This is a genomic window from Bacillus sp. 105MF (genome assembly GCF_000374885.1).
Classification (GTDB): domain Bacteria; phylum Bacillota; class Bacilli; order Bacillales; family Bacillaceae_G; genus Bacillus_A; species Bacillus_A pseudomycoides.
In genome coordinates this window covers 130849-145847 of the sequence record NZ_KB895566.1, presented here as the reverse complement: position 1 = coordinate 145847, position 14999 = coordinate 130849, and the positions used below count along the sequence as shown (strand labels likewise).

Here is a 14999-nt window from a genome sequence, read left to right as displayed (position 1 = left end):
CCTAGTACGGGTTTATTACTTACCACCTCTAAACTTTAGCAGTGAACACTTTTTCTAGTAATTGCTAACGGCCAACACCGTTATGTTGAACTTGAGCAATTGACAGTTTAGTTAATTGGAACAAGGGTGGAACCACGAATTCAACACTCGTCCCTTTTTACGGGATGAGTGTTTTTTATTTTGAGAAAAAAAGGAGTGACCAGTGATGGCAGATGTAGTTAAAATTACTTTCCCTGATGGAGCTGTGAAGGAGTTTCCAAAAGGAACAACAACTGAAGAAATCGCAGCTTCTATTAGCCCAGGCTTAAAGAAAAAAGCTGTGGCTGGAAAATTAAATGATGAGATGATCGATCTTCGTACACCAATTGAAGAAGATGGTGCAGTTTCAATCATTACATTAGATTCTGAAGATGGCTTATACATTTTACGCCACTCAACAGCCCATCTTTTAGCACAAGCGTTAAAACGTTTATATAAAGATGTAAAACTTGGTATTGGTCCAGTAATCGAAAATGGTTTCTACTACGATATCGATATGGAAGAAGCAATTACAGTTGAGGACTTCCCAAAAATCGAAAAAGAGATGCAAAAGATTGTGAACGAGAATTTAGAAATCGTTCGTCATGAAGTGCCACGTGCGGAAGCACTTCGCCGTTATGAAGAAATTGGCGATGAACTAAAATTAGAATTGATTAACGATCTTCCAGAAGATGCGGTTATTTCAATTTATGAACAAGGCGAATTCTACGACCTTTGCCGTGGGGTTCACCTTCCATCTACAGGGAAAATTAAAATGTTTAAATTGTTAAGTGTTGCAGGTGCTTACTGGCGTGGCGATAGCAATAATAAAATGCTACAGCGTATTTACGGTACTGCATTCGTGAAGAAAGCAGAATTAGATGAGCATTTACGTATGCTTGAAGAAGCGAAAGAGCGTGACCACCGTAAATTAGGTAAAGAGTTGAAGTTATTTACAAATAGCCAAAAAGTAGGACAAGGTTTACCGCTTTGGTTACCAAAAGGTGCAACAATCCGTCGTATTATTGAGCGTTACATTGTTGATAAAGAAGCGAGCTTAGGATATGACCACGTATATACTCCAGTATTAGGAAGCAGAGAGCTTTATGAAACTTCTGGTCACTGGAATCACTACCGAGATGGCATGTTCCCATCAATGGAAATGGATAATGAGGAATTAGTACTTCGTCCAATGAACTGCCCTCACCATATGATGGTGTATAAAAACGATATCCACAGCTATCGTGAATTACCAATTCGTATTGCAGAGCTTGGAACAATGCACCGCTATGAAATGTCGGGTGCACTATCTGGGTTACAACGTGTACGTGGAATGACTTTAAATGATGCGCACATTTTCGTTCGTCCAGATCAAATTAAAGAAGAATTAAAACGCGTTGTAAACTTAACTTTAGAAGTATATAAAGACTTCGGTTTAGAAAATTATTCATTCCGCTTATCTTATCGTGATCCAGAAGATACTAAAAAGTATTATGCTGACGATGAAATGTGGGAAAAAGCACAATCTATGTTAAAAGAAGCTATGGATGAAATGGGTCTTGAGTACTATGAAGCTGAAGGTGAAGCTGCATTCTACGGTCCAAAACTTGACGTTCAAGTTCGTACTGCACTTGGAAAAGACGAAACACTTTCAACTGTACAATTAGACTTCTTACTTCCGGAGCGCTTTGAATTAACTTACGTTGGGGAAGATGGTAAACCTCATCGTCCAGTTGTTATTCACCGCGGTGTTGTATCAACTATGGAACGTTTCGTTGCTTTCTTAATCGAAGAGTACAAAGGTGCATTCCCAACATGGTTAGCGCCAGTTCAAGTACAAGTAATCCCAGTTTCTCCGCAAGTACATTTAGACTACGCGAAGAAAGTACAGGAAGACTTGCAACGTGCTGGTATCCGTGTGGAAGTGGATACTCGTGAAGAGAAAATCGGTTATAAAATCCGTGAAGCACAAATGCAAAAAATTCCGTATATGCTTGTAGTAGGTGACAATGAAGTTGCTGAAAACGGTGTAAACGTACGTAAATACGGTGAACAAAAATCAGAAACAATCGCATTAGATGCGTTTGTTGATATGATTAAAGTTGAAGGAAAACGCTAAGGAAAAGGCGCGGCATGCCGCGCCTTTGTTTTATGGGTAAGGGGAACAAAAATTAGAAATAATAACCAAACAAGACTTATCATAAAAAAGTATTGCATGTATTCGTGTTGTTTGTTACAATGTTTCTTGTTGTTAGTAAAACGCGTCTTCTTGACAGACGTTATATCCTATGGTAAACTCATCAAGGATAATAGAATATTGTTTTGTAGAACAAGTAGAAGCACCCGCTTCTCACCTGATTGACGCATACGCAGTTAGCAGGTAAATGTCTTTCTTACTTAAGATTGTACAAGTGTGGGTGTCCGTATGCCCACACTTTTTTGTTTGGGTTCTATGACTACAAACGTATTCTAAGAAAACCTTGGAGGTGGCTTACTATTAGCAAGGATATGATGATTAACGAGCAAATTCGTGCACGTGAAGTACGTTTAGTTGGTGCGAATGGTGATCAACTTGGCATCAAGTCTCGTAATGACGCTTTAGACTTAGCTGCAAATCTTAATCTTGATTTAGTATTGGTTGCTCCAAATGCGAAACCGCCAGTATGCCGCATTATGGACTACGGTAAATTCCGCTTTGAGCAACAAAAGAAAGAAAAAGAACAGCGCAAAAATCAAAAAGTAATTAGCATGAAAGAAGTTCGTTTAAGTCCAACAATTGATGAACACGACTTTAACACAAAACTTCGTAATGCTATCAAGTTTTTAGAGAAAGGCGACAAGGTTAAAGCGTCAATTCGCTTTAAAGGACGTGCCATTACTCATAAAGAAATCGGTCAACGTGTTTTAGATCGCTTCTCAGAAGCTTGTGCTGAAGTTAGTACAATCGAATCTAAGCCTAAAATGGAAGGACGTAGTATGTTCTTAGTTTTAGCACCGAAAAACGATAAGTAATAGATAGAGGAGGAAATACCTATGCCTAAACAAAAAACTCATCGCGGCGCTGCAAAGCGTTTCAAAAAGACTGGATCTGGTAAACTTAAGCGTTCACACGCTTACACAAGCCATTTATTCGCTAACAAATCTACGAAAGCTAAACGTAAACTACGTAAAGCTGGTGTAGTAAGCGCTGGTGACTTCAAACGCATTCGTCAAATGCTTGACAACTTAAAATAAGTTCGGCTGATATATAGAACAAATAGGAGGTAATATTATGCCAAGAGTAAAAGGTGGTACAGTTACTCGTCAACGTCGTAAAAAAGTTATAAAATTAGCAAAAGGTTACTACGGTTCTAAAAATACATTATTTAAGGTTGCTAACCAACAGGTTATGAAATCTTTATTATATGCATTCCGTGACCGTCGTCAAAAGAAACGTGACTTCCGTAAATTATGGATCACTCGTATCAACGCAGCTGCTCGTATTAACGGTCTTTCTTACAGCCGTTTAATGCACGGTTTAAAAGTTGCTGGTATCGAAGTTAACCGCAAGATGCTTGCTGACTTAGCTGTTCATGACGAAAAAGCTTTCGCTGAATTAGCAACAGTTGCAAAAAACAACTTAAACTAATTGTTCAAAAACCTTAGAAGAATTTTCTTCTGAGGTTTTTTTTATTGTTTGGAGCTACTTTTATAATTAATATAATCGTTCAATAATTTGTGATATATTTCGCAAATTATTGTCATAATTCAACTGCCTCTCGTTTCTTCTATTATATTAAGATGAACTTGTAAGAACTTTTTGTATCTATAACTAGGAGGCGTTTACATGAAAGCAGCAGTTGTAAATGAGTTCAAAGAGAAGTTAGAAGTGAAAGAAGTTCCAAAACCAAAAGCTGAACTTGGTGAAGTTCTTGTACATATTGAAGCATGCGGTGTTTGCCATACAGATTTACATGCGGCGCACGGTGATTGGCCGGTAAAACCGAAACTCCCATTAATTCCAGGACATGAAGGTGTTGGAGTTATTGAAGAAGTAGGGGAAGGTGTTACTCACGTAAAAGTTGGTGACCGGGTTGGAGTACCATGGCTATATTCAGCGTGTGGTCATTGTGAATATTGTTTATCTGGCCGTGAAACGCTTTGCTTAGATCAACATAATGCAGGTTACTCAGTTGATGGTGGTTATGCAGAGTATTGCGTTGCAGCAGCTGATTATGTTGTGAAAGTACCGGATAACTTAGAGTTCGTTGATGCAGCACCGCTATTTTGTGCCGGTGTTACAACATATAAAGCATTAAAAGTATCAGAAGCAAAACCTGGCGATTGGGTTGCGATTTTTGGTATCGGTGGCCTTGGGCATTTAGCCGTTCAATATGCAAAAGCAATGGGGTTACATGTTGTTGCTGTTGATACCGTAGATGATAAATTAGAGCTCGCCAAAGAACTTGGTGCAGATTTAGCTGTGAATCCACTTAAAGAAGATGCGGCAGCGTGGATATTCGAGAAAGTAAAAGGTGTGCATGCATCTATTTGCACAGCTGTATCAAAGCCGGCATTTGATCAAGCGTACCGTTCTGTTAGACGAGGAGGCGCGTGTGTAGCAGTAGGGTTACCACCAGAAATGATGGAAGTACCAATCTTTGATACCGTCTTAAATGGCGTGAAAATTATTGGCTCTATCGTAGGGACAAGAAAAGACTTACAAGAAACATTGCAATTTGCCGCAGAAGGAAAAGTAAAAGCAATTATAGAAACACGTCATCTTGATGAAATTAATGAGATTTTTAGTGAAATGGAAGAAGGAAAGATTAATGGACGTGTTGTACTTGATATGACAAAATAAGTATAAAAGCTATAACAATATAGAAGAATATGCAGTAAAAAAGTCGGAGGTTTCCTCTGGCTTTTTTATTGTCGTTTAAAGGCATCTTTCCTAGTAGAAACGACACTGCTATAATGGAAAGATGATATGGAAGTTTCATCATATGTAGATGATGTCTGAAACGTATTGATGATTTAGGGACAAGCTATTTTATAAGGGGCTAGGAAGCTAATTAGATAATAAAGGGTAGGATTTTTAAAGCTTACAATAAATATGAGATGAAACAACATTGTTTTTATGCGATGTTGGAGGAGGAATAGAATGGATTTACTACAGCTATTTAAATTACAAAAAGAGTTAGATGATCGTATTGTGAAAGAGCATGATTTACAACCGAAGAAATTATTAAAAGAAAAAATGCTAGCACTCCTTGTTGAAATTGGAGAACTTGCAAATGAAACACGTTGTTTTAAATATTGGAGCAAAAAACCAGCAGCTGAACGTGAAGTTATACTTGAAGAATATGTAGATGGCCTGCACTTTATTTTATCGATTGGAATTGACCTGGGAATTGATAAAAACTTCCTATTTTATAAATGTGCTCAAACGAACAAAACACAAGTTGAAATTTTCTTAGACACGTATGCGAAAATAATTCGTTTTACGGACCAACCGTCTATTACAAATTATATTGAACTATTTACAAGCTACCTTCGTTTAGGACAAGCTCTTGCGTTTGGTCAAGAAGAAATTGAAAAAGCATATTTAGATAAAAACGAAGTCAATCATCAGCGTCAAACACAAGGGTATTGATTTGTTTTTTGAATATTTCAATTTACTTTTGTATAATGAAGTGAATGAAGAAAAAGGAGGGTGTTGGCAATGACAAAATTAGATTCGACATTGACAATGCTAAAAGAATTAACAGATGCACGCGGGATTGCAGGTAATGAGCGAGAACCACGTGAAGTTATGAAAAAATATATCGAACCATTTGCAGATGAACTTTCTACAGATAATTTAGGAAGTTTAGTTGCGAAAAAAGTTGGGGAAGAAAACGGTCCGAAAATTATGGTAGCTGGCCACTTAGATGAAGTTGGCTTTATGATTACGCAAATTGATGACAAAGGTTTCCTTCGTTTTCAAACAGTTGGTGGCTGGTGGTCACAAGTTATGCTTGCGCAGCGCGTAACAATTGTAACACGTAAAGGTGATGTAACAGGTGTAATTGGTTCAAAACCACCACACATTTTACCAGCAGAAGCTCGTAAAAAACCGGTTGAAATTAAGGACATGTTCATTGATATCGGTGCTTCTAGCAAAGAAGAAGCAATGGAATGGGGCGTACGACCAGGGGATCAAGTTGTACCATACTTTGAATTCCAAGTGATGAAAAATGAAAAGATGCTACTTGCAAAAGCATGGGATAATCGCATTGGCTGTGCTATTGCAATTGACGTGTTAAAACAATTAAAAGATGAAAAGCATCCAAACGTTGTATACGGCGTTGGAACTGTTCAGGAAGAAGTAGGTCTTCGCGGTGCGAAAACATCTGCACATTATATTAAACCAGATATCGCATTTGCTGTAGATGTTGGTATTGCCGGCGACACACCAGGAGTAACAGAAAAAGAAGCGCAAAGTAAAATGTGCGATGGACCACAAATCATTTTATATGATGCATCAGTCATTGGACATACTGGGCTTCGCAATTTCGTAGTTGATGTGGCGGATGAATTAGATATCCCTTATCAATATGATTCTGTAGCTGGAGGCGGGACTGACGCAGGTGCAATTCATATTTCTGTCAATGGTATTCCATCTATGGCGATTACGATTGCAACTCGTTATATTCACTCTCATGCAGCAATGTTACATCGTGATGATTATGAGAATGCAGTGAAGTTAATTGTAGAAGTTATCAAACGTCTTGATAAAGAGGCTGTACATAATATCACATTTAATTAATAAGAAAAAGCGAAGGGGGTTCCTTCGCTTTTTTTATGTTTTTACCATGCAGTTATTCTTGTTCTTGTATCATTTTCATCAGTAATAAATTGTATATTTTCAAATCCGAAGACTTCTGCGTTCTTATAAAGTAATTCGAGTTTTTCTTTATCTTTGCAGTAAATAACGGTATAACAGCTGTCTACTACGAAAAGAACGAGTTCACACTTACTTTTAACGAATTCTTCATAAGTTTCAATTTCTGAAACTTTGCCTTTCGGATATGCTTGTAAATCAGCGAAAATAATACAATAGACATTGTTTTCTAATAGCTTTTTAAGATCAGCACCTTCCATTATTTTAGTATCTGTTTCAAAAAGGTCTTTATCTATATCTAACTCATTATTAACCACTAAATAAGACTCTACGGGGATAACCCTCCAACTGAAAGTGGAAATGTCTATTGGTTTTAATACATCTCCAAGAAAAGAACCGAATTTATTTGGTATTTGAAAACTTATTCCTCTCTTCATAAAATAATACTCCCTCTGATGATTTTGTAAATATTACTAAATACTATATGAAAGATCTTTAATGCGTTATAAATATATCTTGTTAAAAAGGTCTCTCTAGTCCAGCAGCAGTATGCGCTCCTAAAATAATCAACCTTGTAAGCTGCATCGCCATAAAGTGCGGCGTATAAATCATCCCTCTTTTTAACCACGACATAATCATACCGATATGCGCACCTGTTACATAGCTAATGAGAATATCACGAGGAACCATAAGTTCGTCATCATCTGGCTGTGAAATAGAAAGACTTAATGTTAAATGTGTTTGAATGGTTTTCATCATTTTATAAGAATAGTTTCCAGCTGCTTTGTCTCCGAGCATTACGTTATAAAAGGTTGCATTCTCAGCGATGTGTTCAAATAAGGCTAGAAAAATTGGATTAGGTGAATCGAATGTAAGCTGAAAATCTTCTTTTGTTTGCTTTTTTGGCTTAATCACTTCTGATAAAGATGCTAACATCTCCTCTATACTCTTATCCAATAAATCGTATTTATCATGATAATGGCTATAAAAGGTAGCGCGATTGACAGGAGCACGTTCAGCGATATGTTGCACTGTGACATTTTCAAATCCTTTTTCGCCTACTAAAGCGACAAAAGCATCCTGTATTAATTGTCTCGTTCGTTTCACACGCGGATCGTTTGTATTTTTAATAGACATTTTATTTCTCCTTGCTGAATTTTAATCACTTAAACAACAAATAGATAGCAAAGTGTTGGATAACCAACACATATGCTCGCATTGTCGGTTGTAGATTCAAAATAATTATTTATAATTATAAACGATATTCCTTTAGAAAACAGCACCGCGAGCATGCAGGTAAAGATTGTGTTGCATAGCAAAGGGTGTGATTTTTTTGTTTAATGGTTAATATAATTAACCATTAAACAGTATAAACAAAAGGGGTAGAAATAGTTTAGAAAAAAATTATATGCGATATAAGGAGAGGAAAGCAATGAATCAGTTTCGAAGAATGGTGATTATTAATATTATCACATTAATTGTATTAGTTGGCGGCGGTATTGGCGGTTATTACTACTATAATCAAGCTGAAAACTATTTAAAAACAGATAATGCGAAAATCGATGGGAAAGTGATCCCAATCGCATCACCAGTAGCAGGGAAATTAGCAGAATGGAAAGCCGAAGTAGGTAAGAGCTACAATGAAAACGATAAATTAGGTGCTGTTACTGTATCAGGACAAAATGGTGAGCAAACAATCGACGTAACAATTCCTAAAAATGCAACAGTTGTTCAATCCAATGCAACAACAAATGCGTTTGTCGGAGCAGGTAGTCCAATTGCATATGCATACGATATGAACGATTTATGGGTAACAGCAAACATTGAAGAAACAGACATTGATAGTGTACAAAAAGGTCAAGAAGTAGACGTATATGTAGATGCATATCCTGATACAACGTTAACAGGAAAAGTAGAACAAGTTGGATTAACAACAGCAAATACGTTCTCTATGTTACCATCAAGCAATGCAACAGCAAATTATACGAAAGTAACACAAGTTGTACCAGTTAAAGTTTCTTTAGATCATAGCAAATCAGTAAATATTGTTCCTGGAATGAATGTGACAGTTCGTATTCATAAGTAAGGGGGGAAGATAAAATGTCCTCAGGTTTAATTGTAGGATATGCATTATTTTGTATCATCGTCTTCTTCCTTGTAAATCGTCTTTTAAGAAAGAAAAAAACGAACGCGGGAGAAGAACAAGTCCCAGCCGTAAGTAAGATAGAAACAACGCAATCAGAACAATCAGAACCAGAACCTTCCAATGTAGTAGAATTAGAAACGACAAAAAAAGAAGTAGTAGAACAAGAAATACAGAAAATGACAAAAGAAGTACCGAAAAAGCAATTGCCGGTAGAGAATGTCAATGTAAAAGCAGTTGTAGCAGTATTAATTCTCGGTATGTTCGTTTCCATTTTAAACCAAACAATCATTAATGTTGCATTGCCTCCATTAATGAATGAGTTCAATGTATCAACTTCAACAGCGCAATGGTTAATTACAGGATTTATGCTCGTGAACGGGATTTTAGTACCAATTAGCGCCTTCTTAGTTTCTCGGTTTACGTATCGAAAATTGTTTGTAGCAGCTATGTTATTCTTTACAGTCGGCTCTATTATTTGTGCGTTATCTGGAAACTTCACAATGATGATGACAGGGCGTGTAATTCAAGCGGTAGGCGCTGGTATTTTAATGCCAGTTGGTATGAATATTTTCATGACTTTGTTCCCGCCGCATAAGCGCGGAGCTGCAATGGGATTACTTGGGGTAGCGATGATTTTAGCGCCGGCTATCGGACCAACTGTAACAGGATGGGTGATTGAAAATTATAGCTGGAACTTAATGTTCTATGCGATGTTTGCCATTGGTTTAATCATCATATTATTATCTTTAAAATTCTTTACACTAGCTCAGCCAGTTTCTAAAACAAAGTTAGATATGTTTGGTGTTATTAGTTCAAGTATTGGACTTGGTAGCTTACTGTATGGATTTAGTGAAGCTGGAAACAACAGCTGGAGCAGTGCCGAAGTTGTTATTTCACTTGTTATTGGTGTAATTGGTTTAGCGGTGTTCATTTGGAGAGAGATGACGACGGATAACAAAATGCTGGATTTACAAGTGTTTAAATATCCAACGTTTACTTTTACATTATTAATTAACGCGATTGTAACAATGGCATTATTCGGAGGTATGTTATTACTTCCTGTATACCTGCAAAACATTCGTGGCTTTACGCCAATTGAATCAGGTCTCCTGCTTCTTCCAGGATCATTAATTATGGGGATTATGGGACCGATCGCAGGGAAACTATTTGATAAGTATGGCATTCGTCCATTAGCAGTAGTTGGATTAGCGATTACGACATATGCAACGTATGAGTTTACGCAGCTAACGATGGATACACCATATAGCGTCATTATGACGGATTATATTATACGTTCATTTGGTATGTCATTCATTATGATGCCAATTATGACAGCAGGTATGAACGCACTGCCGATGAAATTAATTTCTCACGGTACAGCAACACAAAATACATCTAGACAAGTAGCAGGTTCAATTGGTACAGCAATCTTAATTACAATTATGACGCAGCAAACAACAGCTCACGTAGCGGATTACGGAAATATGCTAACAAAAACAAACCCAATTTTAGTGGATAAAGTACACGGAATGGGACAAAGTTTAGCAGCGGTTGCCGGATCAGCACAAGCTGGAGATGCGATGAGCTCACAACTATTATTCGGACAAATTTCGAAGCTGTCTGCGATTAATGGTATTAATGATGCTTTCTTAATTGCAACAATATTAGCGGGTATTGCCTGGGTATTATCATTATTCTTGCCATCAGGTAATAAGCCGAACCGAAAAGCAGGGAATTAATTTCTCTGCTTTTTCTGTGTTCTTATATTTTAAAAAACTACATCGGCAGAGACATCAATTGATAGAAGATAGCTCCCAGTACTCCTGCCGAACAAATGATAATCCCCATATTGCGAATGCTCTTAATTTGATTACGTATCCCGCTTATACCTGCCAATAAGCCAGCTAAAGCGAAAAGAATCCAGTACAGGACAGTTGGAATTGGTAAGATCTTATCGCTATCAATCCTCATTCCCCAGAAAATAAAAGGCATAGCGACGAATGAGAAACAAATAATCCCCATTGTAATAACAAGTAGCTTTCGATACCTGACTCCTGTTATAACTAAATAAATTCCACCAACTATTCCACATGATACAAGTACGGGCATAAAGAAAACCCACAGAAAGCTTAACATTTGCATATTATAAATTCCTCCTAATTTGTAAGTTATATTTTACAATAAAAGGTTTATTTAATAAAAGAAAGAAGAAGTATTGATAATGATATGAAGTAACATAGCTGGAATGATAGATTTTGTTTATATAACAATGCGACAAATAGTCCAGTAATAAATGCACTCACCATCACAACAACTGAATATGTATGAGCGATGCCAAATAATAGACTGGATAAAAGCGCAGCTGGCCAAAATGTAAACTCCTCTTCAAAGAAACGTAAAAGCAATCCCCTGCATACAAGTTCCTCATAAATAGGTCCAATGATCTAACTGTGTACGTATTTGCAAAGTTATACTCCTTTTTCATTTAATAGATTAAAGTTTCAATTTATCACGTTATTTGTGGGCAGTAAGACTCCCCGCCTCAAGATTCAGAGAGAAACAAGGGAGATAGGTGGGGGATGAGGAAAACCCCCACTGATTAAAGTTTCACTTTATAAAAACGCAAGCGTATTATTCATAATATGAAATAGCATGGCTGGAAGGATGGAATTTGTTCGTTTGCATAAAATCGCCATCAATAGCCCCATAAGGAAAGTAATAAGCATTACACCAAGTGAGTATGTATGAGCGACTCCGAAAATTAAGCTCGTCCCAATTGCAGCAATCCAAAATGGAAAACGTTCTGAGAAGAAACGAAGGATGATACCTCGGAAAATAATTTCTTCAAAAATAGGAATGAAAATTGCAGATCCAATAATTAATAAAATTCGATATTGCTTTAGAACATCCAAGTTTAAAGCGGATGCTTGTTGCGCTGTTGCATCGGGAAATAGATGTGTTGAGATTAGTGAATTCAAGACGATATTTAAGGCGAAGAAAAGAGTTAGGTATACGTAAGTACTTACCTTTTTGAGTGCCCTGAAATTGAAAGCAGATGATAATAGCTTTTTCACCGGTTCATACTTATAGATGAATAACAATAAAACGAGCAGTTGTAATAAAGTGCTCGCAGTATTTCCAAGTGACTCATATAGAGCAATTGTCTTTTTATTTGTAATGCCTTCACTATAAATCGTAAGCGGGAGTAATATAAATAAGCCGCTTAGTAGTCCTGTTCCAAAAAAGGCAAATAAGGAAGAACCAAAAAATTGTAACCAGGACATAGATTGTTTTGGACCGTATGTAAGTTGTGTAGTCGATTGCATATATCGAATCTCCTCTTTATATTTATATATAAAAATTATACACATTTAGTTTCAGTATGTCATTGTCTAATATTACATAATAATCAGATATTTAAAGTTGGAAATGAATGATTAAGAAACAAAATGGAAAAGTACGATATTTCGTTATTGATAGGGTGGACTCATCAAAGGTATTTATTCAAAAGCATTTAATTTCTTTAGACGACGCACATGAAGAATGTATGGATGATATACAGTTAGTTATTCGGGGGAACATTGAAAAATAGAATATAGTCTGATATAAATTGTTTTTACACCCACAGTCACATCAGGTGAAGAGGGAGAGAAGAAAATAGATTACCGAAAAGTGTTAAATAAGGAAGTGTTTGAAGTTGTTGTAAAATCATAAAAGAGGTATCGCTATGTAGCGGTGCCTCTTTTTATAATTCAATTTATGATTATCCTAATTCCATTCACTTATATGTGTGATGGATGTTGTATGGATTGCCAATCCGGTATATTAAAAATATATTACTGTTTAACAAATTCGCTCTGTTCTTTTCTTTTATTTACAGAAATACGAGCAAGGGACGCTGGTTGTTGTTTTTGTAATTCACGCTCTACCATTCGATCTAATCGCTGAATTGCTTTCAATGCTTTTCCATAAGAGATTGTTCGATAGTGATGTGCTCCACCTGGTTCTTCATCGGCTTCGTCCGCCCACTTAATAATATTTTGTAACGGTGTTCTTTCAAGCGTTTGTGCTAGTAAAAAGGAATCTGTGTGCAAGAGAATCGCAACAGAAATTTCCTTTGCTTGTTTTGGATGTTCTCCTAATCGAATTAGTAATTTATGAGCTCGTTCCGCTCCTTTAATCGCATGTATATCATTCTTTTTATACAATTCATAGTCCCATTCTCCGCCTGTGTACCATGTATGATGTCCTATATCATGAAGAAAACCAGCCTTTGTTGCAGCATCGACTGAGGCGTGATGCTTTTTTGCTAAGTGAAACGCATGGTAAGCGACGGCGATCGCGTGGACCATTCCGGAACGGTTTATATATTTTTGTGCGATGTGATGTTGGAAAATTTGTTCAAGCGTGATACGGCGCATAAAACATTCACTCCTTTTATTCGTTGATGTGTATGATGGAAACAAAAAGATAGACATAAATATATTTTGGATATTTTACTCCATCATGCCTGTGTTAGTAAAGTAGAAATGTTTAGGAGAAGAGGAATTTGAGAAAGGAACAGTTTCTAAGAATAGAAGAATTGAGAGGGGGGATTCATCATGAAAATAAAAATCACCCTAGCTCAAGCTAAGGTGACTTCCTATTCCTTATTTTTTTAACCCTTGCTCAAGTGTCTCTAACATCTCATGCTTTCCATTTTCGTCGGCATTTTGCCAAATCACTTCAAATAAAACACCAAGACCTGGAAGCATTTTTTCTTCACCACTTTGAATTGCTTCTACAATTGTTTCTTGTAATTCGCCTTGTGTATTTCCTGCAACGTTTGCTAATACAGCGCCGCGTAAATTAAAGTTCATCACTTTCACCTCTTCTTCTGAATTGAAACTGACGTTAGTTTTTGTTCTTTTTTATGTAAATATGTATAAAAAATAGGCTATAATGAGAAGACAAGAAGAGAGGGAATGCATAGAATGAAAAACATTGATTCAGTACAAAATCCGCGCGTAAAGCAGTGGAAAAAGCTGCAGACGAAAAAAGAGCGCGATAAAAAAGGTTTATTCTTTGTAGAAGGATTTCATTTAGTAGAGGAAGCCTTAAAAGCAGGAGTTATAACAGAACTTATCGTCTCAGATCAGACAGATCTTCCGAAAGATTGGACGGTTACTGATGTTGAAATGTATATTGTGCCGGAAGCAATTGTAAAGGTACTTCGTGAAACAGAAACGACGCAAGGTGTATTTGCTGTTTGTGAGAAGCATGAGAAAGAAATCGCTCTTACAGATGGGAAATTTCTATTATTAGATGGCCTACAAGACCCAGGTAATTTAGGAACAATTATTCGTACAGCAGATGCAGCTGGTATTCATGCCGTTGTGCTTGGAGAAGGATGCGTGGATGCTTATAATAGTAAAGTGCTCCGCTCTACACAAGGTTCAATCTTCCATTTACCGATTGTGAAAGGAAACTTAGAAGAATGGGTAGATAAGTTAAAAGAAAAGAACGTTCCTGTATACGGAACATCTCTTGAAAACGGAATTCCATATGGTGAAGTAACGCCGACAGGAAGTTTTGCATTAATTGTAGGAAACGAAGGAAATGGTGTACGCCTAGAAATTCTTACAAAATGTAATCAAAACTTGTATATTCCGATTTATGGCGGGGCAGAATCATTAAATGTTGCGGTTGCTGCTGGAATTTTAACGTATTATTTACAAAGCCCAGTTGCGAATCGATAAAAAACTTCTTATAATAAATTGAAGTACATGTTCATGATGAACATATAATAAAAGTGAAATAATGAAAAGACGTTGATAGAGAAGAGTAGCTTGCAAAATCGCCATATAGGGAGAGAGTGCCGTAGACTGAAAGCATTCTTATGGTAGACGGAAGTGAATTCACCTCTGGAGTTGACGCCAGGACCATTGATATGTAAAGGCGTTCCGGTCTAACAAGCCGTTATAACTAATT

The 14999-nt window shown here is 36.8% G+C and carries 17 protein-coding genes, 2 pseudogenes and 3 other annotated features (2 of these 22 only partly in view); of the genes and pseudogenes, 12 read left to right on the top strand and 7 right to left on the bottom strand.

The annotated features are described in order from the left end of the window. Positions 1–158, top strand: a binding site (T-box leader); it begins 71 nt to the left of the window's first position. Positions 159–205: 47 nt separating this feature from the next. The 7 genes from thrS (at position 206) to C564_RS0103655 (ending at position 6808) form a co-directional block, all read left to right on the top strand. Then, positions 206–2137 (top strand): threonine--tRNA ligase, encoded by a 1932-nt coding sequence (gene thrS / locus C564_RS0103685; protein WP_003201009.1) that lies wholly within the window; start codon positions 206–208, stop codon positions 2135–2137. Between the two features lie 206 nt (positions 2138–2343). Beyond that, positions 2344–2465: a sequence feature (ribosomal protein L20 leader region), on the top strand. A 61-nt stretch (positions 2466–2526) separates the two neighbouring features. Continuing rightward, the gene (gene infC / locus C564_RS0103680; RefSeq protein WP_000973214.1) at positions 2527–3030 is read left to right on the top strand and encodes a translation initiation factor IF-3; all 504 of its coding nucleotides are present in this window, start codon (positions 2527–2529) and stop codon (positions 3028–3030) included. A gap of 21 nt (positions 3031–3051) precedes the next feature. Continuing rightward, positions 3052–3252 (top strand): 50S ribosomal protein L35, encoded by a 201-nt coding sequence (rpmI, locus tag C564_RS0103675; protein ID WP_001125945.1) that lies wholly within the window; start codon positions 3052–3054, stop codon positions 3250–3252. 37 nt (positions 3253–3289) lie between these two features. Beyond that, the gene (rplT, locus tag C564_RS0103670; protein WP_003201011.1) at positions 3290–3646 is read left to right on the top strand and encodes a 50S ribosomal protein L20; all 357 of its coding nucleotides are present in this window, start codon (positions 3290–3292) and stop codon (positions 3644–3646) included. A 198-nt stretch (positions 3647–3844) separates the two neighbouring features. Then, positions 3845–4861, top strand: a complete 1017-nt coding sequence (gene adhP, locus C564_RS0103665) for an alcohol dehydrogenase AdhP (RefSeq protein ID WP_003201014.1) — start codon at positions 3845–3847, stop codon at positions 4859–4861. Positions 4862–5161: 300 nt separating this feature from the next. Next, positions 5162–5653, top strand: coding sequence for a dUTP diphosphatase (locus C564_RS0103660; RefSeq protein ID WP_018764451.1), 492 nt, complete (start codon positions 5162–5164; stop codon positions 5651–5653). A 69-nt stretch (positions 5654–5722) separates the two neighbouring features. Further along, on the top strand, positions 5723–6808 hold the full coding sequence (locus C564_RS0103655) for a M42 family metallopeptidase (RefSeq protein WP_018764450.1): 1086 nt from the start codon (positions 5723–5725) through the stop codon (positions 6806–6808). A 41-nt stretch (positions 6809–6849) separates the two neighbouring features. Here C564_RS0103655 and C564_RS0103650 read toward each other — a convergent pair whose 3' ends face one another. Continuing rightward, the gene (locus C564_RS0103650) at positions 6850–7320 is read right to left on the bottom strand and encodes a DUF2691 family protein (protein WP_018764449.1); all 471 of its coding nucleotides are present in this window, start codon (positions 7318–7320) and stop codon (positions 6850–6852) included. 82 nt (positions 7321–7402) lie between these two features. Beyond that, positions 7403–8020: a TetR/AcrR family transcriptional regulator gene (locus tag C564_RS0103645; RefSeq protein WP_006096191.1), complete on the bottom strand. Its 618-nt coding sequence runs from the start codon at positions 8018–8020 to the stop codon at positions 7403–7405. A 295-nt stretch (positions 8021–8315) separates the two neighbouring features. Between C564_RS0103645 and C564_RS0103640 the strand changes: the two genes are divergently transcribed. Both C564_RS0103640 and C564_RS0103635 read left to right on the top strand, forming a co-directional pair. Next, on the top strand, positions 8316–8969 hold the full coding sequence (locus tag C564_RS0103640) for an HlyD family secretion protein (RefSeq protein WP_018764448.1): 654 nt from the start codon (positions 8316–8318) through the stop codon (positions 8967–8969). Positions 8970–8983: 14 nt separating this feature from the next. Next, positions 8984–10768, top strand: coding sequence for a DHA2 family efflux MFS transporter permease subunit (locus C564_RS0103635; protein WP_018764447.1), 1785 nt, complete (start codon positions 8984–8986; stop codon positions 10766–10768). A gap of 37 nt (positions 10769–10805) precedes the next feature. Here C564_RS0103635 and C564_RS0103630 read toward each other — a convergent pair whose 3' ends face one another. The 3 genes and pseudogenes from C564_RS0103630 to C564_RS0103625 form a co-directional block, all read right to left on the bottom strand. Beyond that, positions 10806–11171 (bottom strand): hypothetical protein, encoded by a 366-nt coding sequence (locus tag C564_RS0103630; protein WP_018764446.1) that lies wholly within the window; start codon positions 11169–11171, stop codon positions 10806–10808. A gap of 51 nt (positions 11172–11222) precedes the next feature. Then, positions 11223–11473: pseudogene (locus C564_RS34335) on the bottom strand (CPBP family intramembrane glutamic endopeptidase); the annotation flags it as partial. 168 nt (positions 11474–11641) lie between these two features. After that, positions 11642–12355 carry a CPBP family intramembrane glutamic endopeptidase gene (locus tag C564_RS0103625; protein ID WP_006096196.1) on the bottom strand — a complete coding sequence of 238 codons (714 nt, stop codon included), beginning with the start codon at positions 12353–12355 and terminating at the stop codon, positions 11642–11644. A gap of 107 nt (positions 12356–12462) precedes the next feature. Here C564_RS0103625 and C564_RS36655 point away from each other — a divergent pair, with 107 nt between their 5' ends. Next, positions 12463–12621 (top strand): hypothetical protein, encoded by a 159-nt coding sequence (locus C564_RS36655; protein ID WP_006096197.1) that lies wholly within the window; start codon positions 12463–12465, stop codon positions 12619–12621. Positions 12622–12638: 17 nt separating this feature from the next. Beyond that, positions 12639–12743, top strand: a pseudogene (locus tag C564_RS38165) (sigma-70 family RNA polymerase sigma factor); the annotation flags it as partial. A 122-nt stretch (positions 12744–12865) separates the two neighbouring features. Here C564_RS38165 and C564_RS0103615 read toward each other — a convergent pair. Together C564_RS0103615 and sspI are read right to left on the bottom strand one after the other, a co-directional pair. After that, the gene (locus C564_RS0103615; protein WP_006096198.1) at positions 12866–13450 is read right to left on the bottom strand and encodes an HD domain-containing protein; all 585 of its coding nucleotides are present in this window, start codon (positions 13448–13450) and stop codon (positions 12866–12868) included. A gap of 228 nt (positions 13451–13678) precedes the next feature. After that, on the bottom strand, positions 13679–13888 hold the full coding sequence (sspI, locus tag C564_RS0103610) for a small acid-soluble spore protein SspI (protein WP_017153966.1): 210 nt from the start codon (positions 13886–13888) through the stop codon (positions 13679–13681). Positions 13889–14002: 114 nt separating this feature from the next. On the opposite strand from sspI, the gene C564_RS0103605 reads away from it, so the two are divergent. Then, positions 14003–14767, top strand: a complete 765-nt coding sequence (locus tag C564_RS0103605) for a TrmH family RNA methyltransferase (protein WP_018764445.1) — start codon at positions 14003–14005, stop codon at positions 14765–14767. 63 nt (positions 14768–14830) lie between these two features. Then, positions 14831–14999, top strand: a binding site (T-box leader); it runs 60 nt beyond the window's last position.

Coding starts and splice junctions, on each gene's coding strand:
- thrS (WP_003201009.1), top strand. CDS start 206: ATGGCAGATGTAGTTAAAATTACTTTCCCTGATGGAGCTGTGAAGGAG.
- infC (WP_000973214.1), top strand. CDS start 2,527: ATGATGATTAACGAGCAAATTCGTGCACGTGAAGTACGTTTAGTTGGT.
- rpmI (WP_001125945.1), top strand. CDS start 3,052: ATGCCTAAACAAAAAACTCATCGCGGCGCTGCAAAGCGTTTCAAAAAG.
- rplT (WP_003201011.1), top strand. CDS start 3,290: ATGCCAAGAGTAAAAGGTGGTACAGTTACTCGTCAACGTCGTAAAAAA.
- adhP (WP_003201014.1), top strand. CDS start 3,845: ATGAAAGCAGCAGTTGTAAATGAGTTCAAAGAGAAGTTAGAAGTGAAA.
- C564_RS0103660 (WP_018764451.1), top strand. CDS start 5,162: ATGGATTTACTACAGCTATTTAAATTACAAAAAGAGTTAGATGATCGT.
- C564_RS0103655 (WP_018764450.1), top strand. CDS start 5,723: ATGACAAAATTAGATTCGACATTGACAATGCTAAAAGAATTAACAGAT.
- C564_RS0103650 (WP_018764449.1), bottom strand. CDS start 7,320: ATGAAGAGAGGAATAAGTTTTCAAATACCAAATAAATTCGGTTCTTTT.
- C564_RS0103645 (WP_006096191.1), bottom strand. CDS start 8,020: ATGTCTATTAAAAATACAAACGATCCGCGTGTGAAACGAACGAGACAA.
- C564_RS0103640 (WP_018764448.1), top strand. CDS start 8,316: ATGAATCAGTTTCGAAGAATGGTGATTATTAATATTATCACATTAATT.
- C564_RS0103635 (WP_018764447.1), top strand. CDS start 8,984: ATGTCCTCAGGTTTAATTGTAGGATATGCATTATTTTGTATCATCGTC.
- C564_RS0103630 (WP_018764446.1), bottom strand. CDS start 11,171: ATGCAAATGTTAAGCTTTCTGTGGGTTTTCTTTATGCCCGTACTTGTA.
- C564_RS0103625 (WP_006096196.1), bottom strand. CDS start 12,355: ATGCAATCGACTACACAACTTACATACGGTCCAAAACAATCTATGTCC.
- C564_RS36655 (WP_006096197.1), top strand. CDS start 12,463: ATGATTAAGAAACAAAATGGAAAAGTACGATATTTCGTTATTGATAGG.
- C564_RS0103615 (WP_006096198.1), bottom strand. CDS start 13,450: ATGCGCCGTATCACGCTTGAACAAATTTTCCAACATCACATCGCACAA.
- sspI (WP_017153966.1), bottom strand. CDS start 13,888: ATGAACTTTAATTTACGCGGCGCTGTATTAGCAAACGTTGCAGGAAAT.
- C564_RS0103605 (WP_018764445.1), top strand. CDS start 14,003: ATGAAAAACATTGATTCAGTACAAAATCCGCGCGTAAAGCAGTGGAAA.